General features: G+C 68.5%; 24 protein-coding genes. 18 read left to right on the plus strand and 6 right to left on the minus strand.

Annotation, left to right across the window (positions count from 1 at the left end; genetic code table 11):
- Positions 1-70 precede the first annotated feature (70 nt).
- The 4 genes from QFZ21_RS13110 (at position 71) to QFZ21_RS13125 (ending at position 5,042) form a co-directional block, all read left to right on the plus strand.
- Positions 71-1,330 (plus strand): mandelate racemase/muconate lactonizing enzyme family protein, encoded by a 1,260-nt coding sequence (locus tag QFZ21_RS13110; protein ID WP_307378503.1) that lies wholly within the window; start codon positions 71-73, stop codon positions 1,328-1,330.
- Positions 1,327-3,045 (plus strand): IlvD/Edd family dehydratase, encoded by a 1,719-nt coding sequence (locus QFZ21_RS13115; RefSeq protein ID WP_373426021.1) that lies wholly within the window; start codon positions 1,327-1,329, stop codon positions 3,043-3,045. Before QFZ21_RS13110 ends, QFZ21_RS13115 begins: the two co-directional genes overlap by 4 nt.
- 123 nt (positions 3,046-3,168) lie before the next feature.
- Positions 3,169-4,029 carry a fumarylacetoacetate hydrolase family protein gene (locus QFZ21_RS13120; RefSeq protein ID WP_307378507.1) on the plus strand — a complete coding sequence of 287 codons (861 nt, stop codon included), beginning with the start codon at positions 3,169-3,171 and terminating at the stop codon, positions 4,027-4,029.
- Positions 4,030-4,073: 44 nt separating this feature from the next.
- Positions 4,074-5,042 (plus strand): zinc-binding dehydrogenase, encoded by a 969-nt coding sequence (locus QFZ21_RS13125; RefSeq protein WP_307378510.1) that lies wholly within the window; start codon positions 4,074-4,076, stop codon positions 5,040-5,042.
- A gap of 228 nt (positions 5,043-5,270) precedes the next feature.
- Here the strand turns inward: QFZ21_RS13125 and QFZ21_RS13130 are convergent, their stop codons facing one another.
- The 3 genes from QFZ21_RS13130 to QFZ21_RS13140 are packed head-to-tail and all read right to left on the minus strand — an operon-like array spanning position 5,271 to position 6,645.
- Entirely contained in the window at positions 5,271-5,501 is a 231-nt protein-coding gene (locus QFZ21_RS13130) for a hexameric tyrosine-coordinated heme protein (RefSeq protein WP_307378513.1), read from the minus strand.
- Positions 5,502-5,539: 38 nt separating this feature from the next.
- The gene (locus tag QFZ21_RS13135) at positions 5,540-6,094 is read right to left on the minus strand and encodes a TlpA family protein disulfide reductase (protein WP_307378515.1); all 555 of its coding nucleotides are present in this window, start codon (positions 6,092-6,094) and stop codon (positions 5,540-5,542) included.
- 5 nt (positions 6,095-6,099) lie between these two features.
- Positions 6,100-6,645 carry a carboxymuconolactone decarboxylase family protein gene (locus QFZ21_RS13140; RefSeq protein WP_307378518.1) on the minus strand — a complete coding sequence of 182 codons (546 nt, stop codon included), beginning with the start codon at positions 6,643-6,645 and terminating at the stop codon, positions 6,100-6,102.
- A 121-nt stretch (positions 6,646-6,766) separates the two neighbouring features.
- Here QFZ21_RS13140 and QFZ21_RS13145 point away from each other — a divergent pair, with 121 nt between their 5' ends.
- The 11 genes from QFZ21_RS13145 (at position 6,767) to QFZ21_RS13195 (ending at position 16,084) form a co-directional block, all read left to right on the plus strand.
- A complete protein-coding gene (locus tag QFZ21_RS13145; protein WP_307378520.1) occupies positions 6,767-7,663 on the plus strand; it encodes an AraC family transcriptional regulator in 897 nt (298 codons plus the stop codon).
- A 77-nt stretch (positions 7,664-7,740) separates the two neighbouring features.
- Positions 7,741-8,403, plus strand: coding sequence for a GntR family transcriptional regulator (locus QFZ21_RS13150; protein WP_307378523.1), 663 nt, complete (start codon positions 7,741-7,743; stop codon positions 8,401-8,403).
- A 43-nt stretch (positions 8,404-8,446) separates the two neighbouring features.
- Positions 8,447-9,244 carry an MBL fold metallo-hydrolase gene (locus QFZ21_RS13155; RefSeq protein WP_307378527.1) on the plus strand — a complete coding sequence of 266 codons (798 nt, stop codon included), beginning with the start codon at positions 8,447-8,449 and terminating at the stop codon, positions 9,242-9,244.
- 29 nt (positions 9,245-9,273) lie between these two features.
- Positions 9,274-10,059 (plus strand): NAD(P)-dependent oxidoreductase, encoded by a 786-nt coding sequence (locus tag QFZ21_RS13160; protein WP_307378529.1) that lies wholly within the window; start codon positions 9,274-9,276, stop codon positions 10,057-10,059.
- Positions 10,056-11,045, plus strand: coding sequence for a phosphoglycerate dehydrogenase (locus QFZ21_RS13165; protein ID WP_307378532.1), 990 nt, complete (start codon positions 10,056-10,058; stop codon positions 11,043-11,045). Before QFZ21_RS13160 ends, QFZ21_RS13165 begins: the two co-directional genes overlap by 4 nt.
- Entirely contained in the window at positions 11,042-11,848 is an 807-nt protein-coding gene (locus tag QFZ21_RS13170) for a hydroxypyruvate isomerase family protein (RefSeq protein ID WP_307378534.1), read from the plus strand. Before QFZ21_RS13165 ends, QFZ21_RS13170 begins: the two co-directional genes overlap by 4 nt.
- The gene (locus QFZ21_RS13175; RefSeq protein ID WP_307378536.1) at positions 11,845-12,513 is read left to right on the plus strand and encodes a hypothetical protein; all 669 of its coding nucleotides are present in this window, start codon (positions 11,845-11,847) and stop codon (positions 12,511-12,513) included. The genes QFZ21_RS13170 and QFZ21_RS13175 overlap by 4 nt, the downstream gene beginning before the upstream one ends.
- Positions 12,510-13,766, plus strand: coding sequence for a 3-oxo-tetronate kinase (gene otnK / locus QFZ21_RS13180; protein ID WP_307378538.1), 1,257 nt, complete (start codon positions 12,510-12,512; stop codon positions 13,764-13,766). Before QFZ21_RS13175 ends, otnK begins: the two co-directional genes overlap by 4 nt.
- Positions 13,763-14,401, plus strand: a complete 639-nt coding sequence (locus QFZ21_RS13185; protein ID WP_307378539.1) for a class II aldolase/adducin family protein — start codon at positions 13,763-13,765, stop codon at positions 14,399-14,401. The genes otnK and QFZ21_RS13185 overlap by 4 nt, the downstream gene beginning before the upstream one ends.
- Positions 14,398-15,075, plus strand: a complete 678-nt coding sequence (locus QFZ21_RS13190; protein WP_307378541.1) for a substrate-binding domain-containing protein — start codon at positions 14,398-14,400, stop codon at positions 15,073-15,075. The genes QFZ21_RS13185 and QFZ21_RS13190 overlap by 4 nt, the downstream gene beginning before the upstream one ends.
- Positions 15,076-15,097: 22 nt before the next feature.
- The gene (locus QFZ21_RS13195) at positions 15,098-16,084 is read left to right on the plus strand and encodes a nucleoside hydrolase (protein WP_307378543.1); all 987 of its coding nucleotides are present in this window, start codon (positions 15,098-15,100) and stop codon (positions 16,082-16,084) included.
- A 62-nt stretch (positions 16,085-16,146) separates the two neighbouring features.
- Here the strand turns inward: QFZ21_RS13195 and QFZ21_RS13200 are convergent, their stop codons facing one another.
- Positions 16,147-16,563 (minus strand): cytidine deaminase, encoded by a 417-nt coding sequence (locus QFZ21_RS13200; RefSeq protein WP_307378546.1) that lies wholly within the window; start codon positions 16,561-16,563, stop codon positions 16,147-16,149.
- A gap of 170 nt (positions 16,564-16,733) precedes the next feature.
- On the opposite strand from QFZ21_RS13200, the gene QFZ21_RS13205 reads away from it, so the two are divergent.
- From QFZ21_RS13205 to QFZ21_RS13215, 3 genes are read left to right on the plus strand one after another with little or no spacing between them, the layout of a single operon-like run.
- The gene (locus QFZ21_RS13205) at positions 16,734-18,050 is read left to right on the plus strand and encodes an MFS transporter (protein ID WP_307378548.1); all 1,317 of its coding nucleotides are present in this window, start codon (positions 16,734-16,736) and stop codon (positions 18,048-18,050) included.
- Positions 18,051-18,057: 7 nt separating this feature from the next.
- Complete coding sequence (locus QFZ21_RS13210; protein WP_307378550.1) at positions 18,058-18,321, plus strand: hypothetical protein; 264 nt, start codon at positions 18,058-18,060, stop codon at positions 18,319-18,321.
- A gap of 39 nt (positions 18,322-18,360) precedes the next feature.
- Positions 18,361-19,320, plus strand: coding sequence for a nucleoside hydrolase (locus QFZ21_RS13215; RefSeq protein WP_307378552.1), 960 nt, complete (start codon positions 18,361-18,363; stop codon positions 19,318-19,320).
- A gap of 49 nt (positions 19,321-19,369) precedes the next feature.
- Here the strand turns inward: QFZ21_RS13215 and QFZ21_RS13220 are convergent, their stop codons facing one another.
- Both QFZ21_RS13220 and QFZ21_RS13225 read right to left on the minus strand, forming a co-directional pair.
- Positions 19,370-20,554: an ice-binding family protein gene (locus QFZ21_RS13220; protein WP_307378554.1), complete on the minus strand. Its 1,185-nt coding sequence runs from the start codon at positions 20,552-20,554 to the stop codon at positions 19,370-19,372.
- A 159-nt stretch (positions 20,555-20,713) separates the two neighbouring features.
- Positions 20,714-21,526, minus strand: coding sequence for an AraC family transcriptional regulator (locus QFZ21_RS13225; protein WP_307378556.1), 813 nt, complete (start codon positions 21,524-21,526; stop codon positions 20,714-20,716).
- Between the last annotated feature and the right edge of the window lie 40 nt (positions 21,527-21,566).

Consider the following 21,566-nt stretch of genomic DNA (forward strand, 5'->3'; position numbering starts at 1 on the left):
GAGTACTTTTGGCCGGGATCGTCCAGCGCTGCCGCATGCCCGGCGACCGAATAACGCCCCGCGCATCACCGTGGTCGAGCGATTCCGAGTACGTGTCCCGTTCGACGGCGCGGTCGCCCGGTGGAACAGCATCAACAACTCCCAGTGGGAGCTTCTCGAGATCGTGCGGGTGCGCACAGAAGACCCGGCGATCGTCGGTTACGGTGAGGCGCTCTCCATCTACGCCGAGTTCTGCACCACGCCGTCGGCGATGGAGGCTGTCACTGGACGGCTTCCGATCGAGCACGCGGCTGACGACCGTCTCGGGCTCAGTCTGCAGATGGCGCTCTACGACGCGGCGGCGCAGTCGATCGGCGTTCCCGTGCACCGCCTGTTCGGCCGTCCGCAGGTCCGGGACCGCACCCCTCTCGCCTGGTGGAATACGAAGATGCCTGCCGAGCTGCTCGGCGAGGAAGCGGCTCGCTCCGTGGAGGCGGGCTACCTCGCGCAGAAGATCAAGGCGCGACCCTGGTTCGATGTGCGCGAGCAGCTCGCCGCCATCGACCGCTCCACTCCGCCCGAGTATCGCGTGGACATCGACTGGAACTCGATGCTCCTCGATGCAGCGCACGCGCTGCCCGTTCTCATGGAGATCGCGGAGATGCCGAAGATCGGCCTGTTCGAGAGTCCGGTCCGACGCTCAGATGCGGCGGGGCATCGTCGCATTCACGACGCCGTTCCGGTTCTGCTCGCCGAACACTTCGACCCCGCTCTCTTCCCCGTGTGGACTCGTGACGATTCCATCGATGCCTACGTGATCAGCCCTCCCGGGGTGACGAGCATGTTGAACCGCGCCGCCGCCGCCGATCTGCTTCATAAAGACGTTTTTCTGCAGGTCTGCGGGACGGGGATCACGACGGCGTTCACCGCCGCACTCAATGCGGTACTGCCCGCCGCCCGCCTTCCCGCGGTGACCGTCATGAACACCTACGCGGACGACCTGATCGTGTCGCCGCTGCGCATCGAAGGCGGGCACGTCGAGGTTCCGACTCGCCCCGGACTCGGGGTGACCGTGGACGAAGATGCGCTCGAGCGATACCGGGTCGATGACGAGCTCGTGGTCCCTGTCCCGCGCCGGCTGCTGACGGTCCACTATGGCGACGGGCGCAGCAGGAGCTTCGTGAATGCCGAGCAGCTGTGGGACGACTTCACGGAGTTGACGACGATGCCTGTTCAGCCACCGCACGCGACGCTCACCGTCATCGATGACGACGGCAGCGCGGGCTTCGCTTCGTTGCACGAACGTGCCCGTCGACACCCGCACTGGTCGGACCTGGGTCGCCACGAATGATGACTGAGTACAGAAGCTCCGAATGGTACGGAGGAGAAGACCGAAACGCCTACATTCATCGGGCGTGGATGCGACGGGGTGTACCGGCGAGCGCCTTCGAGGGACGCCCGCAGATCGCGATCGCCAACACGGCATCCGACCTCACCCCGTGCAACTCGCATCTGACTGAGATCGCGCAGTCGGTGAAGAATGGCATCTACGAAGCGGGCGGAATTCCGTTGGAGCTGCCCGTCGTGTCGCTCGGTGAGACGCAGGTGCGACCCACCGCCATGCTGTGGCGCAACATGGCGGCGATGGCGACCGAGGAGATGCTGCGCGCGAACCCGATCGACGGCACCGTGCTTCTCGGCGGCTGCGACAAGACGATTCCCTCGCTCCTGATGGCCGCAGCATCCGTCGATCTGCCGGCCGTCGTCGTTCCCGGGGGCCCGATGTTGACGGGCCACTTCCGAAACGAGGCCCTGGGCTGCGGGACGGATGTCTGGCGGCTGAGCGAGGAGGTCCGTGCCGGGACTCTGTCGGAGGTAGCCTTCCTCAGGTCCGAGTCTTCGATGATCCGCTCCAAGGGTCATTGCAACACCATGGGCACGGCATCGACGATGGCCCTGGTAGCGGAAGCTCTCGGCGTCGTCATCCCCGGAGTCGCGGGAACGCCGGCGCCGGATGCCCGCCTCTTGGAGGCCGCCCATGAGAGCGGTCGCCTCGCCGTGCAACTGGTGACGGAGGACCGGCGCCCCTCGACCTTCCTGACGAGAGGCAGCTTCCACAATGCGATCGTCGCTCTCGCTGCGATCGGCGGCTCCACAAACGCGGTCGTGCATCTGCTTGCCGTAGCCGGCCGGCTCGGCATCGACCTCGAGGTCGACGACTTCGATCGAATCGGCGCAGAGGTGCCTCTCCTGGTGAACCTCCAGCCGGCGGGGAAGTATCTGATGGACGACCTCTACCGCGCCGGCGGATTCCTCGCCGTGATGAAGGAGGTGAGGGACCTCCTTGACCCCGACGCCCTGACGATCACCGGGCGCCCGTTCGTGGATTACCTCGACGATGCTCACGTGTGGGACCCCCAGGTCATCGCGCCCCGCTCGGAGCCCCTCATCGCCGCCGCGGGTATCAGCGTTCTCCGAGGCTCACTCGCTCCCGGCGGCGCCATCATCAAGCCGGCGGCGGCATCTCCGCACCTTCTCAAGCATCGAGGTCGTGCGGTGGTGTTCGACAGCATCGAAGACTTTCATGCGCGCATCGACGACCCGGCTCTGGACATTGACGAAGGCAGCGTCATGGTGCTGCGTGGCTGCGGACCGCGGGGCTATCCCGGCATGCCCGAAGTATCGAACCTGCCGTTGCCGAAGAAGCTCCTCGAGCGCGGAGTCCGAGACATCGTCCGCATCTGCGACGGACGGATGTCCGGCACCGCCTACGGCACTGTCATCCTGCACGTCACGCCCGAAGCCGCTGCAGGTGGGCCCCTCTCACTCGTGCAGAGCGGAGACTGGATCAGCCTCGACGTGCGCAATCGTCGACTCGACCTCGAGGTCTCTGCAGAAGAACTCGCGGGGCGTCGCCCCAACGAGAGCACGGTCAACGGGTACGCCAATCCGCGTCGCGGGTGGGAGCGGCTGTATATCGACCATGTACTTCAGGCGGATCAAGGCGCTGACCTGGATTTCCTCGTCGGCCGATCTGGGGCGGCGGTGTCACGTGAATCTCATTGAACCGTCTGCTTCTCGCTCGACCCGCTCGGGTTCCCGGACGACGGCTCCCTGTCGTCTCACCGCTCAAGGCAGAGCTTCGTCTCGGCGAAGCGGCCGTCGAACATCTCTCTCGGAAGGAAAAGAATGAAGATCATGCGAATCGGTCCCGCGGGGGCGGAGCGGCCTGCCGCGTTGGTGCGCGACGATCAGTACGTAGACCTGTCGGATGTCGTCGAGGACTTCGACGAGACGTTTTTCGGCTCGGGTGGACTCGATCGGATCGAGGCGATCGTTGCCGATCGAGCGGCTGCCGGGCAGGCCCTCTCCCTGGAAGGTAAGCGCATCGGCTCGCCGATCGCGCGACCGCATCAGATCATCTGCGTCGGGCTGAATTACGCGGACCACGCGGCGGAGTCCGGTCTGCCTGTGCCGGACGAGCCGATTCTCTTCACGAAATCACCGAACACCCTGGTGGGACCGTATGACGACGTGCGGATTCCTCGGGGGTCGACCAAGCCCGACTGGGAGGTCGAACTCGGCATAGTGATAGGAAAGCGCACCAGCTACCTCGAATCGGTCGACGACGCGAGGAAACACATCGCCGGGTGGGTGCTCGTCAACGATGTCAGCGAACGCGCTTTCCAGATGGAGCGCGGTGGGCAATGGCTCAAGGGGAAGTCGGCGGAGACGTTCAACCCGGCGGGGCCGTGGCTGGTGACGGACGACGAGATCGACGACGTGCGCGATCTCGGGATGTGGCTGGATGTCAACGGGGTGCGCCGGCAGACCGGGTCGACGTCGACGATGATCTTCGACCCCTATTTCCTTGTCCACTACATCAGTCAGTTCATGATCCTGGAGCCGGGTGATCTGATCAACACCGGTACGCCGCCGGGCGTGGGACTCGGATTCACCCCACCGATCTGGCTCCAGCCCGGGGACGAGGTCACTCTCGGCATCGATGGGCTCGGGACGCAGAGGCAGACGGTGGTGGCACCCCGGTGAAGGCGCTCGTGATCTCAGGCCCTCACGCGGCGAGAGTGGAGGACGTGGAACCCCCCGTGCCCGTCTCGGGCGAGGTCCTCGTGGACGTGCGACGCGCAGGAATCTGCGGCACCGACTTCGAGCTGTTCACGGGAGAGATGCCGTATCTGCATGACGGGAACGCCGCGTACCCGCTCCGCATCGGGCACGAGTGGATGGGCACCGTCTCAGCCGTGGCAGACGGTGCCGACCAACCTTGGATCGGTAGACGTGTGACCGGCGACACCATGATCGGCTGTGGGAACTGCGAACGGTGCCGCCACGGGTTCCATCACGTGTGCGCGTTTCGCGTCGAGCTGGGCGTCAGGGGCGGCAGACCCGGCGCGCTCGCCGAGCAGGTCGCGGTTCCGGTCTCGTCGCTGCACGCACTGCCGGACGCCGTCGACGACGCTGCGGGGGCCTTGGTGGAGCCCGGGGGCAACGCATGGCGATCGGTCGACGCCGCGCAGCTGCGGAGAGGGGAGCGCTTACTCATCCTCGGGCCTGGAACTATCGGGCTTCTCTGCGCCATGTTCGCTCGGGCAGCAGGTGTGGAAGTCCATCTCCTGGGCCGCCCCGGCATGTCGCTAGATTTCGCGCGATCGCTCGGATGGGACGGCGTCTGGACCGCTGACGATCTTCCCGACGTACCATGGCACGCGGTCATCGACGCGTCGAACGCTCCCGAGCTCCCGGCGAGAGCGCACGAGCTCGTCGAGCCGGGGCGGCACGTGGTCCATGTCGGTCTCGCGGGGAGCCCGAGTTTCGTCGACTCGCGAACGATCGCGCTCAAAGACGTCACCGCTGTCGGCATCCTCGGTGCGTCAGCAGGGCTCGACTCGACGATCGCTGCCTTCGCAGACGGATCCGTGGACCCACGGCCACTCGTATCCACGACGACCTCTCTCGAAGGGCTACCCGAGGTGCTCGCCGGCACCCACCCGAAGGACCGCGGCCCGGGTCCGAAGATCCAGGTCGACGTCGCCGCACGATGAGATCTCGGATGCGAGTCGTCGGCTGAGACGCTGACCCGTCCCTTCGGGCCAGTCGCCCCCATGAGCCGCGAAGGCGGGAGGTCAGAGACAAACCCATGGCTGAGTGGTCTCTGGCTTTCCGCCTTCGCACCCTGGATTCCGTCCTCGCTCGCGGACTTCCGATCGAGACGCGGCCGAACCCGGAGCGTAGGGGAACGAACTATCTCGCCATCTCGGCGCCCTGACCCGTCACCCCCGCCAGTACCCGTTAGCAGCCGAGACCGTCTGGAAGTTCGTCGCGACGACCTGCGAGATGGCGATGAGTGCGCTGAAGTCTTCGGCATAGTCGGCGCGCACCCGCTCGCGCACCTCCGCGGAGGGCTGCGTGAGTTTCACCGCGGTACGGGAGAGCTTGACGGCGAGGGCGTACCCCTGTTCGGGCGTCTGGGTGAGCAGGGACGGGAGCCAGGAATCGGTCATGGTCGTGCCTTTCGTTGGGTGTGGCGGATGCTGAGGGATCAGGCGCAGTTCCCGTCGACGTCGCAGAACGCGACGTCGGACGGAGTGACTTGACCGGGGGAGTGACCCGGCTCGGCGGGCGACTCCGTGAGCAGCCGACCGAGGTAGGTCCCGAGGGCGAGTTCGTCCACGGCACCGAAGGCGACATCGCGGAGGCGCCCCTCGCGATCGACGATCAGCATCGACGGCGTACCGCGCAGTCCGTATCGCTGCATGGTCGCGGGGAGCGCCTGCCCAGGGATCGGGCGGTCGATCGCAACGGGAAAGTCGATCCGGTACTCGGACAGGAAGACCTCGAGCGCGTCCCGTCCCATCACTGCGTGATGCTCGAAGACGGTGTGCAGCCCGAGGACCACGACCTCGTCGCGGGAGAACGTGCGGTGGATGCGCTGCGCGAGCGGCAGTCCGTGGCTGATGCATCCCGGGCAGAGCATCTGGAACGCCTCGATCACGACGACGCGACCGCGGAGGGACTCGATCGAGATCGGCGGGCTGTTCAGCCACGACGAGACGTCGAGGCTGAACAGCCCGGTGGAGAGGGCCGAATCGGGCATGGCTGTCAGCTGGCGCGACGGAGCGGGACGTTGGGGAAGTCGATCGGGACGTCGAGGGCGATGTTCACGTAGTTCGTGAACAGGTTGAGCGCGACCTGCCCGATGGTCTCGACGATCTGCTCGTCGTTCCACCCCTGCTCGCGCACGGCCTGCACGTCGGCCGCGGAGAGCTGACCGCGGTCGTTGACGAGCTTGAGCGCGAAGTCCAGCAGGGCCGCCGTCTTCGGGTCGTCGGACTGTCCGTCCTGCGCCGCGGCGAGAGTGTCACGGGAGAGGCCGGCCTTCTTGCCCAGGGCGGTGTGGGCGGCGAGGCAGTACTCGCAGGAGTTGCGGTTCGCGACCGCCACGGCGATCTGCTCGCCGAGTGCCGCACCGAGGGTGCCGCCGCCGAAGGCGCCGAAGGAGCCCCACATGCTCGCGAGAGCGGCGGGCGAGTTCGCCACGGCCTTGAACATGGCGGGCACGGTGCCGAACGCGGACGTGATCTGGTCGAGGTGCTCCTTGACCGATCCGGTGGCGGTCTCGCGGTCGATGAGGGGGACGTTGGGCATGTGATGCTCCTTGATGGAAGTGAGGCCCTGGTTCGGGCTTGAACTCAGTCTTCCGCGATGGGCAGGACTCTGCGTATCATCTCGTCTTGACTTCGTGACGATTCGTCCACAAACTGAGGTCATGACCCCCGTCGACCGGCTCACTCCTCTGCTGCAGCGATTCCGGGTGCGCACGCAGCTCTTCCATGCCGGTCCGCTCTGCGGCGTGACCGCCTTCCCTGCCGAGCCGGGCCGCGGTTTCCTGCACGTGCTGCGCCGTGGCGAGATGGAGCTGATGGTCACCGATGAGCGGGGCGCCACGGAACGAGTGCAGATCACGCGCCCGAGCCTGCTGTTCTTCCCGCGGCCGAGCGATCACTCGTTCCTCAACGCGCCGACCGAGGAGTCCGACTTCACCTGCGCGACCCTCGACTTCGACGGCGGCGCCACGCATCCGCTCGTGCAGGCCCTGCCGTCGGTCATCATCCTTCCGCTCGACGAGGTGGCCACTCTCACCCCCGCGCTCGATCTGCTCTTCTCCGAGGTCGACAACGTGCGCTGCGGGCGTCCGATCCTCGCCGACCGGCTGTTCGAGGTCGTCCTCATCCAGCTGCTGCGATGGATGCTCGACAACCCGTCGCACCTCGCCCTGAAACAGAGCCTGCTGTCGGGTCTCGCCGACGAGCGTCTCTCTCCGGCGCTCGTCGCCGTGCACGAGGCACCGGGCGAGTCCTGGACGCTGCAGACCATGGCCCGTCAGGCCAACATGTCGCGCAGTGCGTTCGCCTCGCGATTCAAGGACGTCGTCGGCCAGACGCCGGTGGACTACCTGACCGAATGGCGGCTGACCATCGCGCAGGAGAACCTCCGCGCCGGGACGTCGGTGAGCACGGTCGCCGCGGAGCTCGGCTACGCGAGTGCCTCGGCGTTCTCGCGGGCCTTCGCACAGCGGATCGGGCGCTCGCCGCGCGCCTGGCTCGTCGGCGCGCGAGCCGACCGGGTCGGTGCCGACATCGGAGCCGCGAGCGGTCGCGAATAGACTGACGGCCGCGAGTCCGTACGGGCGCCGAGGAAGGCGACCGATAGTCTCGACAGACGGACTGTGAGGGAGATGACGTGGCCGGTCGATCGACGAAGCAGCCCATCGCCGACCGAATGTACGATGTGCTGCTGCATCAGTTCATGTCGGGGGAGCGGGCAGCCGGACAGAGCCTGAACATCGGAGCCCTGTCGCGCGAGCTCGATGTCAGCCAGACCCCTCTGCGTGAGGCGCTCGCCCGTCTGGAGCACACCGGACTGGTGCAGCGCGAGGCGCTGCGCGGCTACCGCGTGGCCCCGGTGATGACGCGCACCGAGGTGGAGCAGCTGGGTGAGGCCAGGGTGCTGTTGGAGCCACGGCTCGCCTACGAGGCCGCGCAGCGCGCGACGCCCGAATTCCTGGCGGGGCTGCGTGAGGCGGTCGAGGACTTCTATCGGTCGGCCGAGGTCGCCGACACGGAGACCGAGGGCTTCGACCTCTACTGGCGGAGCGACGCGCGATTCCACATGATGATCGCCGCGCAGTCCGGCAACGCCTTTCTGGAGCTCTCCTACGCCGCGCTCGGCGGGCAGATCCAACGGTTCCGTCTGTTTTCCAAGGTCGGACGCACGGGTGCCGTGAGCGCAGCTCCGGAGCACGACGAGGTCTACGCGGCGATCTCGGCCGGCGATGCCGACAAGGCGGCCGAGGCCATGCGTCGCCACATCATCGGCGCGACCGAGAGGCTTCTCGAAGGCTGATCCGCCCGGTCGGGCCGGGTTTTTTTGCGCTATACTATTTTTTATGCGAGCGCAGAACAGCGAGGTCACGCCGACGACGGGGACCGGGACGACGAGATCGACCGGCTACGTCGCGCGTCCGCTGATCGAGGGATTCCCCGGAAAGTCGACCTCTCACGGCGCCTTCGGCTGGAGCAGCCTCTGGCTCCTCGACGACGGCATCCGCCGAGTGCTCATCGACGCCGGGCAGCCCGCCTACATCCCGCTCATCCATGCCGGACTCGAGCGCTACGGGCTGACGACGGATGACGTGACCGACGTGCTGCTGACCCACATGCACTGGGATCACGTCTCCAACTTCCCGATGTTCGCCAACGCGACCACCTGGGTCAGCGAGCGGGAACTGCGCTGGGCGGCGGATCAGCCGGCGGGAACGCCCTTCATCCCCGACCTGCACGTGCAGGAGCTGCTTCGTCGCACCCACGGTGTCGAGCGGATGTCCGGGGGACAGGAAGTGCTTCCCGGCATCCATGTCATCGACAGTCCCGGCCACACGCCGCATCACCTGGCCTTCCATCTCGAACGCGCCGACGAGCAGCGGGTCTTCGCGGGCGACGCGGTGAAGAACGTCTACGAACTGGGCTCGGGCCGGGTCGACTCGACCCTCGATGCCGAAGCCAGCGCCGCCACCATCGTCGCCCTGCGCTCGCTGCTGACCGACACCGGCGCCACTCTCGTGCCGGGGCACGACGTGGCGCTGCGCTGGGAGAACGGCGAGGCGCGACGCCAGCATCCGCAGCGTGCGGCGATCGGCTACTTCGCAGATGCGGCACACGGCGAAGAGGACCGCAGCATCGGCTGAGCGCCGACGATGCAGGAGGGAAAACGACGATGACGACAGTTCTGTACACCGGGGGGACCGGACGCATGGGCCGGGTGATCCGCGAGGGTCTCGCCGCTCGCTACGACCGCGTCGTGCTGTTCGCGCGCTCCGCCTCGGATGAGAAGCTCTTCCCCGGTGAGCAGATCGTCGTGGGTGATCTGGCCGATCTCGACGAGCTCGTCGCGGCTGCCGAGGGCGTCGACGTCATCGTGCACCTCGGCGGGATCGCCGACGAGTCGTCGTTCGACGAGATCCGCCGCGTCAACATCGACGGCACGTACAACGTCTACGAAGCGGCGAGACGGGCCGGCGTGCGCCGCGTCGTCTACGCCAGCTCGAACCACGTCGTCGGGTTCCACCCGGCGAGCGAGATCCTCGACGAGAGTGCGCTGCTCCGCCCTGACACCTATTACGGCGTCTCGAAGGCGTTCGGCGAAGCGCTCGCCAGCCTGTACCACGACAAGTGGGGTATCGAGTCGGTGCTCGTACGCATCGGCACCTTCCGACCGGAGCCCGAAGACATCCGCCAGCTCGCCCTCTGGCTGAGCTGGCGCGACGGAGTCGAACTGTTCCGCTGCGCGATCGAGAGCGCCCCCGTGGGCTGCCAGGTCGTCTACGGATGCTCGGCCAACACCGGCCGCTGGTGGAACGGCGACGCCGGCTGGGCCGCCATCGGCTACGCACCACTCGACGACGCGGCGGACCACGCCGACGGCGTCGATCTCGCAGCCCCCGCACCCACCCTGCACGGCGGCGCATTCGCCGCCCCCGACTACGAAGGAGGGATCTGGTGAACTCGACCGACTCCCACGATGTGCTGATCACCACCGCGTTCCTCGAACCCGGCGACGAAGTCGATCGGATGCTGCGCTCCGCAGGCCTCACGACGCATCACGAACCCGAGCTGGCCCAGCTGTCCCCGGTGGACCGCGCATGGACCCTGTCCGGAGTGCGGGCGATCATCGCCGGGACCCGACCGCTCGGCGAGGACGAACTCGCGCTGGCGCCAGACCTGCAGATCATCGTGCGGACCGGTGTCGGCTACGACAGCGTCGACGTGACGGCCGCCACCGCGCGGCGGGTGCCCGTGTGCATCACCCCCGGCGCCAACCGCCAGGCCGTCGCAGAGCACGTCTTCGCCCTCGCACTGGCCTGTGCTCGGCGGATCCCCGAGAACGTGAGCAACCTGGCCGCGGGGAAGTGGCAGCAGCTGACCGGGCGAGAGCTTCAGGGGTCGACCCTCGGCATCCTCGGGCTCGGCTCGATCGGCAAGGCGGTCGCGACGATCGCCGCCGGCTTCGGCATGGACATCGTCGCGTACGACCCCTACTTCGATGAGGCGTTCGCCGCCGCCCACGGCATCCGTCGTCTCGAACTCGACGAGCTGCTGCGCGAGGCGGACTTCGTGACCCTGCATCTCTTCCTCGACGAATCGACGCGGAACCTCCTCGACGCCTCTCGTCTGTCCCTGATGAAGGATGACGCGGTGCTCATCAACACCGCGCGCGGCGGCATCGTTGACGAGGATGAGCTGGTCGATGCCGTGCGGAACGGCCGGATCGGCGGCGCCGCCCTCGACGTCTTCGCCGACGAGCCGCTGAGCCCGTCCAGCCCGCTCCTGCACACTCCCGGCATCCTCGCGACCACGCATGTCGCCGGTGCCACCCGCGAGGCGCGCGGCGAGTCGGGCCGTATGGCGGCGCGCAACGTGATCGCCGCCCTCGGCGGTGCGTCGCCCGAGTTCGTGGTGAATCCCCAGTACAACGCGGTGCCCGCATGATCGTCGAGTCGTCTTCGGGCGTGGTGCGCCTCGCCGCGAACCTGAAGTGGATGTTCACCGAGGTGCCGTTCGTCGAGCGGTTCGCCGCCGCGGCCGAGGCGGGGTTCACCGCGGTGGAGTTCGCCTCCCCGTACGAGCTGGCGCCCGCCGAGGTGCGTCGCCTGCTGGACGATGCCGGGCTGGCGCAGATCCTCATCAACACGCCCGCCGGGCCGGCCGGTTCTCCGACCGCCTCCGGTGCCGCCTACGTACCCGGCGCGCGGCAGGAGTTCCGCGACGGCGTGCTGCGTGCGCTGGAGTACGCCGGCGCCCTGGATGCCCGCGTCGTCCATGTCATGGCGGGCATCAGGCCTGCGGAGGTCGACGCCGACCTCGCCTTCGCGACCTACGTGTCGAACATCTCCTGGGCGGCCGAGCAGGCGCGGGGCACGGGAGTCCGCCTCGCACTGGAGGCGATCAACAAGCGCGATCAACCCGGGTACGGGCTGGCCTCGATGGAGACGGCCGCGGCCGTGGCGCAGGCCGTCGATCCGGAGGTCGTCGGCGTGCTGTTCGACGTGTACCACGCGCAGGTCGACCGCGGGAACGTGATCGAGCGCTTCGAACGGCTGCATCCTCTGATCGCGCACGTCCAGATCGCCGACAACCCCGGGCGCGGTGAGCCGGGCACGGGCGAGATCGCCTACGAGCGCGTGCTCGCCCGGATCGCGCGGAGCGGCTATGCCGGCTGGATCGGCTGCGAGTACGCCCCCGTCGCAGGTACCCGCGACGGCCTGTCCTGGCTCGAGAGGATCATCCGATGACCGACCCCAGAATCGCGCTCATCAGCGCCACGCCGCTCGCCATCGCGCCGGCTGCCGCCGCGATCACCGATGCCCTTCCGGGCGCGACCGTGTGGAACCTGCTCGACGATCGACTGCTCGCCGACGCCCGCGCCGAGGGCGAGATCACCGCATCGCTCGCCGCCCGCATGGACGGCCTCATCGAGCTCGCTCTCGCGGGCGGCGCCGATGGGGTGCTGCTCACCTGTTCCCAGTTCGGCGACAGGGCCGACCGCCGCGATCGTGGGGCCGATGGCGCCGCCGTGCTCTCGGCTGACGGCCCCCTGTTCGCCGAGGCCGTCGCTGCCGCGCCCGCCCGTGTGCTCCTCGCCGCCTCTCTCGAGTCGGCGGCGGATGACAGTGGGACGCGTCTGACTAGTGCCTTCACCGACGCAGGATCGTCTGCCCGCGTGCACGCCGTCGTGGTTCCGGAGGCGGCCGTGCCGCTACCGGCGTCGGCCCTCGTCGACGTGCTCGCGACGGCGATCTCCGGTGTCGAGGAGCCGTACGACGTGGTCGTCCTCGCCCAGTATTCGCTCGCGGAAGCGGCGGCGCCCCTTGCCGAGCGCTTCGGCGTGACGGTCCTGGATGGGCCGTCCGCCGCGGCGCGCCGACTGACCGCCGCGCTCGCGGAGGGCCGCCGATGATCGGCGTCATCGCCGACGACGTCACCGGCGCGACCGACGTGGCCGCCGCCCTGCGGCGCGCCGGCCTGCGCACGCTCCTCGTACTGGGCACCGACACCGCCGAAGCCTCGGTCGCCGGGCCGTCGATCGCCGAATCCGCGGCCGCCGCGGACGGCATCGTCATCGGGCTGAAGACGCGGTCCCTGCCCGCAGACGAGGCGGTCGCGCAGAGCCTCGCCGCGCTCGCCGCACTGCGGGCGCAGGGCGCCGATCGCATCTACGTCAAGTACTGCTCGACCTTCGACTCCACCGCCGACGGCAACATCGGCCCGATCACCGAAGCGGTCGCCGACGCCCTCGGCGCCGACCTGGTCGTGACGACTCCCGCGGCGCCGCTGCACGGCCGCACCGTCTACCGCGGTCACCTGTTCGTCGGCGACGTGCTGCTCGCCGAGACCCACATGCGCGATCACCCCGTGACGCCGATGCGCGATTCGTCGGTTCCGCGGCTGCTCACCGCCCAGTCGGCACGGCCGGTCGGGATGCTGCCGCTCGACGTCGTGCAACGAGGCGCCGACGCCGTCCGTGAGGCGATGGACGGGGCCCGCGCCGCCGGCATCCTGCAGCTCATCGCCGACGCCGTCACAGATGCCGATCTCGACGTGATCGCGGATGCCGTCGAGGCCGAGCCGCTGGTCGCCGGATCTGCCGGGCTGGTCGGAGCGCTCGCACTGCGCGAGACGGTGGCCGGCGAACCGGCACCCGCACCGCCCCTCGGCCGCACCGCGATCATCGCGGGCAGCTGTTCGCGACGCACCCTCGAGCAGATCGACAGCTTCCAGGCCGCAGGACTCCCCGCGTATCGCGTGGCCGCCGAGCCCGACGACTCCGCCGAGGATCTTGCCGCCCGCGCCCTGGAGTGGTGGGACCGACAGCCCTCCGACGCGTCGGCTCTCCTCTACTCGTCCAGCCCGGCCTCGGAGCGTCGCGACGACGTGCCCGGTGCCGGTGAGCTGTACGAGCGCACCGCCGGTCTGGTGGCGGCGGCGCTCGCCGACCGCGGCGTGACGCGCATGCTCATCGCCGGCGGAGAGACCTCGGGCGAGGTCATCCGCTCGCTCGGCACGACCGCCGCCGTCGTGGGCGAGGAGGTCGCGCCAGGCGCCCCCTGGATCCATGACGAGAAGCGCGGCGTGCACCTCGTGCTCAAGTCGGGGAACTTCGGCGACGAGGACCTGTTCGTCGACGTCGCCCGCCAGGGGAGCTCATCGTGAGCACGGAAGCCCGCCGCGCGATCGAACGCGTCGCGCACTCGATCCACGCCCGTGGCCTCACCCACGGACGCACCGGCAATCTCGCGGTGCGTGACGGCGAACGTGTGGTCGTCACCCCGACCGGGGTCAGCCTCGCCGACGTCGTCGCCGACGAGTTGTCGGTCGTCGCCCTCGACGGCACGCACGTCGAAGGGCCGCCGCCGACGAAGGAGGCGTTCCTGCACGTCGCGATGCTGCGGGTGCGCCCCCAGGCCAACGCGATCGTGCACACCCACTCGGTCCATTCGGCTGCGGTGTCGTGCCTCGCCGACGTCGATGCCGACGATCCGATCCCGCCGCTCACCGCCTACTACGGCATGCGGATCGGGACGCTGCGGATGCTTCCCTACTTCGCCCCGGGTGACCCGGCCGCGACGGGCGCCGTCGAGAAGGCAGCGCGCACGACGCACGCTCTGCTGCTGCGCAATCACGGCCCGGTCGTCGCCGGTGTCGATCTCGACGCTGCGCTGGATGCCGTCGAAGAGCTCGAGCACACCGCGCAGCTCTTCCTCCTCACCCGCGGGCTGCCCACGGCTCCGCTCACCCCGGCGCAGCTGAGCGCGCTCGCTGCTCCCTCCGGAAGGACTCACCCGTGATCAACCTCTACAGCGGTCTCGTCGTCAAACAGCCCCTCGTGGAACAGGTCATCCCCGCCTTCGAGCGCGAGACGGGCGCCCGCATCGAGGCGACGTTCGAGCCGACGACGGTGCTGCTCGACCGCATCGCCGCGGGTGAGCGCCCGGATCTGGTGCTGGGAGTCTCGTCGGCGGTGACGGATCTCGCGGCCCAGGGCGTGCTGAATGCGTCGCAGGTCGCCGAGATCGCGGTCTCGGCCGTGGGATTCGCTCGGCTCGCCGATTCGCCCGCACCTTCCGACACTTCGACGGATGCATTCCTCGACTACCTGCTCGCGGCCCGAGCCGTCGCATACACGCTCAGCGGTGCGAGCGGCCTGCACTTCATGAAGGTCCTCCGCGAGCGTGGACTCCTCGAGCGCATCGACGAGAGAGCCGTCCGCTTCGAGAGCGGCCTGACCGTCGACGCGGTGCTCGACGGTCGCGCCGACGTCGCCATCCAGCAGGTCAGCGAGCTGCGGTCGGTCTCCGGCGCGCAGATCGTCGAGCCGATACCGCACGAGCTGCAGTCCTACGGCCGGTTCGCGATCGGCGCCCGTCCGGGAGCCGGAGACGATGCGGCGCGGTTCGTCACCCTCCTGACCGAGACCTTGGCGCAGGACGCGTTCGCCGCGTTCGGGCTGTCCCGTCCCTGACCCCCGTACGAGGAGAACACCCATGAGAAAAGTCGTGGTCGACACCGACACCGGTGTGGACGATGCGTTGGCCCTGATGCTGCTGGCCGCCGATCCCGAGGTCGAGATCGTGGCTGTGATCAGCGTCTTCGGCAACACCACCGGAGAGCGTGCCGCCGACAACGCCCGCTATGTGCTCGAGACGTGCGGTCGCCCGGATGTCCCGGTCTACCGCGGTGCGGATGCTCCTCTGATCCAGGAGCTGCGGATGAATCCCGGGATCCACGGCGAGGACGGCTTCGGCAACACGGGTCTGCGCCCGGCCAGCCCGGTGGCGTCCGAGCCCCGAGGGGTGCCCGTGCTGCTCGACCTGCTGGATCAGCACGAGGGCGAGCTCGACTACCTCGCACTCGGTCCGCAGACGAACATCGCGATGGCGCTCGAGGCGGAGCCCCGCCTGCTCGAACGGCTGCGGTCGACGACGATCGTCGGCACGCTCGGTCCGGCGCTGTATCACGACACCGCGCCGTGGGAGGATCGCCGGTTCCGCGTCTCGCGCGACCCCAACGTGTCCTTCGACATCGACGCCGCGCGCATGGTCGCCCAGCACGCGGGCGACGTCACCTGGTGCGGGCCGTATGTCACGCGCCAGGCCCTCGTCCCCGAGGACTTCTTCCTGGACATCGCGTCGACGACCGGTTTCGCACCGGCGCAGCTGATCACCGAGATCAGTCGGGATTACGCCGGCTTCTATTCGCGCTCCTACCCGCAGCCGGAAGGCCGTCGCGTCATGGGCATCAATGACAGCATGGCGGTCGCGAGCCTGCTGCATCCCGAGCTGGTGACCGGCGCGGTCATGCGCCCGCTGGAGACCTTCCTCGATCCGCAGACCGGTGACCGCTACCTGGCGGGGGTGCACCCGGTGAAGAACGAGACGCGGCCCGTGCACCGCGTCGTGTTCGACATGGACTTCGACGGCGTGCTCGAGCGCATCGGCGAGGTGCTGCGGCGCCCGCTCCCGTGGCACTGACCCACTGAGACAGTCGTTCGCGCGGCGGCGCTCGCACCTTCGAGCGCCGCCGCACGGGCGACTCAGTCGTAGGTGCGGGCGCGCACCCACGGCATCGGCAGCAGATCGCCCGCGTCGACCGAGACGACGCGGCCACCGCCTTCATCGGCCAGGGTGCGGATGCCGGGGGCGATCGCCGGAACGAGCTCGCGGCACACGCCGCACGGGTTCACGACGACGGCGGTCCCGTCGGCGCGGAGGCCGACCGAGACCATCGTCTCGATGACCTCCTCGCCCGCGATCCGCGCGTTGGCGAGGGCCGAGCTCTCGGCGCAGACGTTCACCCGGGAGGAGCGCAGGCTGAGGCCCAGATAGACCTCGCCCGATGCGCCACGGGCGGCAGCGGCGACGCGGTGCAGCTCCGAATCGTGCGCACGCAGGAGGAGTTCGGACGCGGCATCGATGAGCCGCGCGTCGCTGTCGCTCGGGAGAGATTTCATGGACTTCTCTTTCCTTCGTCGAGGAGAATATTGCTATAGTATAGTCAGAATCGGATCTGCTTCCCGTGATGCGAGCGCCCTGCTGAACGACAGGACTCGGCCCATGACCAGGAGTTATCCGCACGCAAAGGTCGATCGCCTCCACCCAGGAGGCAGAGCAAGGGAGCTCCATGAGCACTGAAGAGATGGTGGCCGCCACACCGCCGCAGTTGACGAGCAAGGCCAGCAGAACAGAGCGTCGGAACCTCCGGGCGCTGAGCTGGGGACACGCACTCGAATGGTACGACTGGGCGATCTTCGGACTCCTTTCGGTCTACCTCGGCGCCGCGTTCTTCCCCTCGGACAGCACGCTCGCCTCGACCCTGAACGCGCTAGCCGTGTTCGCCGTCGGATTCGTCGCACGTCCGCTCGGCGGGGTCATCTTCGGCTTCATCGCCGATCGCTTCGGGCGAAGGAAGATCATGATCGGCGCGGTCGGTGCCGTCGCGCTGGGCAGCTTCATCATCGGAGTGCTGCCCGACTTCCAGACCATCGGACTGGCCGCCCCGATCATCGTCGTCCTCGCGCGGCTCCTGCAGGGGCTCTCCGCCGGCGTCGAGGCACCTCTCGGAACGGCGTACGCCCTCGAACTGGTGCCCAACCGTCCCGGCTACGTCGCCGGCTTCTTCGCCTTCTTCAACAATCTGGGCAACCTGCTGGCTCCGCTGTCGATCTTCTTCATCAGCCTCCTCCTCGGGCCGGACGCCCTGGCCGCCTTCGGCTGGCGCATCCCGTTCCTCATCGGCGGGGTGTTCGGTCTGCTCGTGCTGTGGCTGCGTCGCACCCTGCCCGAGACGCTCGACACCGCGGCGATCCGCACCGTCGGCGCCATTCCCACCAAGGACAACTCGGTCTGGCGCGATGTGCGCAAGTACTGGTTGAGCGTGCTCGCCGCCGTGTTCATCGTCGGCGCGATCCAGGCCTACAACTACACCTGGATCGCCGGGCTCCCCAACCTCGCGAACGGCACCTTCGGCGAGGACCCCACCGCGGTGTTCGCCATCACGACGGGGATGGGCATCTTCCTGACGCTCGGAGCCCTCGTGCTGAGCCGCATCCTCGACCGGTTCCCGATGTCGCGCTGGTTCGTCGTCGCCCGGCTGCTGGCCATCCCGACCATCTTCCTCGCGCTCCTCTACGCGCAGCCCGGCATCGGCACGCTCGCCGGAGTGATGTTCGGCGGCGCCATCGTGCTGCTGCTCAACATGACGATCTTCGTCGTCGTGGCCAACTCGCTCCTGCCGCAGCACATTCGTGGAACAGCTCTCGGGCTCGGATACGGCCTCGGCGTCGCCCTGTTCGGCGGCACGGCCTCGTACCTGCTGCTCTGGCTGCAGAGCCAGGGGATGCTGTGGATGTTCCCGATCTACATCGCCACCCTGTGCGCGATCAGCGTGGTGCTGTACATCCTCGCGAAGCGGCGCAACGGCCTCTTCGTCGGAAAGTGACGTCCTGATGGATGCGTGGCGTGAGATCGTCGGCTGGGCAGGCAGTGCCCTCTTGATCGTGTCGATCCTCCAGCCGACGATCTCACGCCTGCGCTGGCTCAACCTCGGGGCATCCTTGCTGCTCATGGGGTACAACCTGCTGCTCGGCAGTGCGCCCATGGTGGCGCTCAACATCACCCTGATCCTGATCAACTGCTGGTACCTGTTCGTTCACATCCGGCGGGGACGCACGAAGACCGCTCCCACCCTCGAACCCCGTGAAGCGTCCTAGCGGCGTGTACGCCGCCAGGACACGAAAGAAAGCATGGCCATGGAACGACTGATCATCGACACCGACCCGGGAATCGACGACGCCGGAGCACTCTTCTGGGCGCTCTCGACCGATGCCTTCCAGATCGAGGCGCTGACCACGGTCTTCGGAAACGTGCGGGTCGAGACCGCCACGGCGAACGCGCGCAAGATCGCGGCGCTCGCCGGCCGCCCCGACCTCCCCATCTGGCAGGGCGCGAGTCGCCCGCTGGTCGGCGAGCCGCACTACGCCGAGCACATCCACCGCCCTGGGGGACTCGGCTACTGGGAGTACGCCGATCCGGACCCTCAGGCCGACGTTCCGTCCGACGCCGTGCTGCGGATGATCGACACCGTCATGGCTTCGCCCGGCGAGGTGACCATCATGGCTCTCGCGCCGATGACGAACGTCGCCCTGGCGATCAAGCTCGAGCCGGCGTTCGCCCGCTCGGTGCGCCGCATCATCTATATGGGCGGGGCGGCTCTCACGTGGGGCAACGTCACGCCCGTCGCGAGCGCGAACATCTACAACGATCCCGAGGCTGCGGAGATCGTGATCAAGTCCGGCGCGCCGCTCACCCAGGTCGGCCTGGACGTCTCGCGGAGCTTCGCCCTCAGCCCGGATCACCTCGCCACGCTCTGGGAGTCGCAGTCGCCGATGGGGCGAGCACTCTGCGAGATGATCGGCTACCCCGATCGTCAGGACGACCGCGACGAGATGCCGGAGTGGAAGACCGAGGGCATGCACCTCAACGACGTGCCGTGCGTCGCCTACGCCCTGAACCCCGAGTGGTTCACGGTGCGCCGACTGCACGTCGACGTGGAGCTGCACGGCGAGCACACCCGCGGTCAGACGGTCGTGCAGATGATCGACCGCTGGAAGGGCGAGCCGAACATCGACGTGCTCTTCGACATCGACGGGCAGGCGGTCGCCGACGCTCTGACGGCATCGGTGAGCGCCTTCGGGGTGGCTCCGGGGTAGCGGAACCACCTGGCGGATGCTGGCGCGACGCGCTCGCGTCGATGTCGGCTCAGCCGCCGAGGGCGGAAGAGGGTCGGCGGCGGAGCAAGGTGATCGCGAGGACTCCGCTCACGATGAGGGTGGCTGCCGCGGCGAGCGAGGCGACGTTGATCTCGATCCCGCTCTCCGCGAGGTCGCCGCTTCCACCGGTTCCTCCCGGTGTGACGCCGGGGCTCCCGGGGCCCCCGCCGCCGGGGGGTGTCACGGGAGTGTCGGCGATGGTGATCACGTAGTCCACATCAGCGTCCGGAGAGGTTCCGTTTCCCGCGCGCACGGTGATCGGGTAGGTCCCCGGCGTCGTCGGGCGGCCGGAGATGGTCCCGGTCACCGAGTCGATCGTGAGTCCGGGAGGAAGCGCTCCGCCGACGATCGTGTACTCCGGCTCCGGCGCGCCTCCGGCTGTGATCGTGTGTTCGTAGTCGATGTCGACCTGCCCTGCGGGAGGCGTGGGGGAGGTGATCGTCGGGCTCGTGCGGACCGTGCCGGGGGCCGTCGTGCAGCCCGTCGGTGCACTGAGCGTGTTGGTGTCGAGGGTGACCGCGCCCGTGCGGGCGAGAAGACGACCGGTGATCGTGGCTGCGGTCTCTGCGGTGACGGAGATGTCTGCCATCACCGTCCCGATGAACTGGGCTCCGGTCCGCAGGATCGCTGAGCTGCCGACCTGCCAGAAGACGTTGCAGGCGCTCGCGCCCCCGCTCATCGTGATGATCGCGCCCGATCCGATCGTCAGGGTCGACGCTGCCTGGAAGATCCAGACCGAGTTCGCTGTGCCGGCGAGGGTGAGCGCGCCGGTCACCGAGAGCGTGCCACCGGAATAGACACCCGGAGTCAGGGACGCGCCGGTCAGGTCCCCGAGGCCTGATGCGACGGGGGTCAGGCCCGCGGCGACGTTGTAGGCCGTGGTGAGATCCGCCCTCGCCTGCGCGGCCACCGCGTCGGTCGCATGCACCGTCCCGTTGACGACTGCCGGCGGGATGCCGGTGATCGACGTCCCGGGGCTGAGGCCGACATCACCGTTGATCAAGGAAGGACCGGTGTTGGTGACCGTCGACGCGGCCAGTACCGAGAACGGTGCGGCGGTGCCGAGGTTGATGGGACCGTCGATCGTCGTCGCCGCCATCGCGGGGGGAGCTACGGCCAGAGCTAGCGCTCCGGCGACGACGATCGTTGAGAGCACTGCACGAACTCGGCGCATGACGAGCCTTCCATTCAGGAGGGGCGTCGTCATCAACTGCGTCAACGCGTCAGCGCCTAATCGCAGGTCTAGCACCGATATATCGGTTCAGGGGGTTCGGCGAAGAACTGACAGTCCAATCGTCACCTGACGGTTCCGGCCGAATCGCGGCCGGTCGCATCAGCGCGACGCGGCCCGCACCCGACCCGCGAACCGCGCAGGAGTCGTGCCGAGGGTGCGGCGGAACGTGCGGGTGAGGTGCGATTGGTCGACGAAGCCGGTGCGGGCGGCCACCTCCGCGGGGGAGACCCCGGCGAGCAGGAGGCGACGGGCCGCGTCGACACGGCGGCCGATCACGTACCGGTGGGGCGGGATGCCGTAAGCCTTGGTGAACGCGCGGATCAGGTGCTCCGGTGTGGCACCGAGGGTGCGGCCGGCATCCTGGAGCGTCGGCAGAGACAGCAGCCGCGCGTCGAGCAGTTCTCTGAGCCGCGCGGCGAGCGGGGCGTTCACGATCGGACGCGGTCGTGCTCCGAGGTCGGCGAGGACTCGGGCCTTGATGGTGGCCAGCAGCGACTCGGCCGCGAACTCACCGCCTCGGGCGACGACGGCATCGTGGAATCGTGCCACGAGCTGCCCGACGACCGGGTCGGGTACCACGGGTCGGTCGACGATGGATCCCACCCCCGTCTCGTCGATCCAGTCCGCCGCGAGATAGACCACTCGTTTCGTGAACGAGTGTCCTGCTCGGGCAGTGTGTCCGTCATGGGCGATATCGGGAGGCAGCACCGAGACGCTCGCGGCGAGCGCCTGGCGTGATCTCCCGCCGAGGCGATAGTCGACGGCGCCGCGATCGATGAGCAGCAGAGTCCACTCGCGGTGCACGTGCAGGGGGTAGGCATGGGCCGAGAGCTCGGCATGCAGGACCTCGCGGACACCGGGCACATCGGATCGCCACCCCTGGAGCCGGTCGGGCGCGGGAACGGTCTCCATGTCAGAAACGTACAAGACAGCGGCCGTCGCCCGCCGACAG

Source organism: Microbacterium sp. W4I20, from assembly GCF_030816505.1.
In the GTDB taxonomy this organism is placed as follows: Bacteria; Actinomycetota; Actinomycetes; order Actinomycetales; family Microbacteriaceae; genus Microbacterium.

What these genes read in the sequence shown, in the direction of transcription:
- QFZ21_RS13115 (WP_373426021.1), top strand. Translation starts at nt 1,327, where the DNA reads ATGATGACTGAGTACAGAAGCTCCGAATGGTACGGAGGAGAAGACCGA.
- QFZ21_RS13120 (WP_307378507.1), top strand. Translation starts at nt 3,169, where the DNA reads ATGAAGATCATGCGAATCGGTCCCGCGGGGGCGGAGCGGCCTGCCGCG.
- QFZ21_RS13130 (WP_307378513.1), bottom strand. Translation starts at nt 5,501, where the DNA reads ATGACCGATTCCTGGCTCCCGTCCCTGCTCACCCAGACGCCCGAACAG.
- QFZ21_RS13135 (WP_307378515.1), bottom strand. Translation starts at nt 6,094, where the DNA reads ATGCCCGATTCGGCCCTCTCCACCGGGCTGTTCAGCCTCGACGTCTCG.
- QFZ21_RS13140 (WP_307378518.1), bottom strand. Translation starts at nt 6,645, where the DNA reads ATGCCCAACGTCCCCCTCATCGACCGCGAGACCGCCACCGGATCGGTC.
- QFZ21_RS13145 (WP_307378520.1), top strand. Translation starts at nt 6,767, where the DNA reads ATGACCCCCGTCGACCGGCTCACTCCTCTGCTGCAGCGATTCCGGGTG.
- QFZ21_RS13155 (WP_307378527.1), top strand. Translation starts at nt 8,447, where the DNA reads ATGCGAGCGCAGAACAGCGAGGTCACGCCGACGACGGGGACCGGGACG.
- QFZ21_RS13160 (WP_307378529.1), top strand. Translation starts at nt 9,274, where the DNA reads ATGACGACAGTTCTGTACACCGGGGGGACCGGACGCATGGGCCGGGTG.
- QFZ21_RS13170 (WP_307378534.1), top strand. Translation starts at nt 11,042, where the DNA reads ATGATCGTCGAGTCGTCTTCGGGCGTGGTGCGCCTCGCCGCGAACCTG.
- QFZ21_RS13175 (WP_307378536.1), top strand. Translation starts at nt 11,845, where the DNA reads ATGACCGACCCCAGAATCGCGCTCATCAGCGCCACGCCGCTCGCCATC.
- otnK (WP_307378538.1), top strand. Translation starts at nt 12,510, where the DNA reads ATGATCGGCGTCATCGCCGACGACGTCACCGGCGCGACCGACGTGGCC.
- QFZ21_RS13195 (WP_307378543.1), top strand. Translation starts at nt 15,098, where the DNA reads ATGAGAAAAGTCGTGGTCGACACCGACACCGGTGTGGACGATGCGTTG.
- QFZ21_RS13200 (WP_307378546.1), bottom strand. Translation starts at nt 16,563, where the DNA reads ATGAAATCTCTCCCGAGCGACAGCGACGCGCGGCTCATCGATGCCGCG.
- QFZ21_RS13205 (WP_307378548.1), top strand. Translation starts at nt 16,734, where the DNA reads ATGAGCACTGAAGAGATGGTGGCCGCCACACCGCCGCAGTTGACGAGC.
- QFZ21_RS13210 (WP_307378550.1), top strand. Translation starts at nt 18,058, where the DNA reads ATGGATGCGTGGCGTGAGATCGTCGGCTGGGCAGGCAGTGCCCTCTTG.
- QFZ21_RS13215 (WP_307378552.1), top strand. Translation starts at nt 18,361, where the DNA reads ATGGAACGACTGATCATCGACACCGACCCGGGAATCGACGACGCCGGA.
- QFZ21_RS13220 (WP_307378554.1), bottom strand. Translation starts at nt 20,554, where the DNA reads ATGCGCCGAGTTCGTGCAGTGCTCTCAACGATCGTCGTCGCCGGAGCG.
- QFZ21_RS13225 (WP_307378556.1), bottom strand. Translation starts at nt 21,526, where the DNA reads ATGGAGACCGTTCCCGCGCCCGACCGGCTCCAGGGGTGGCGATCCGAT.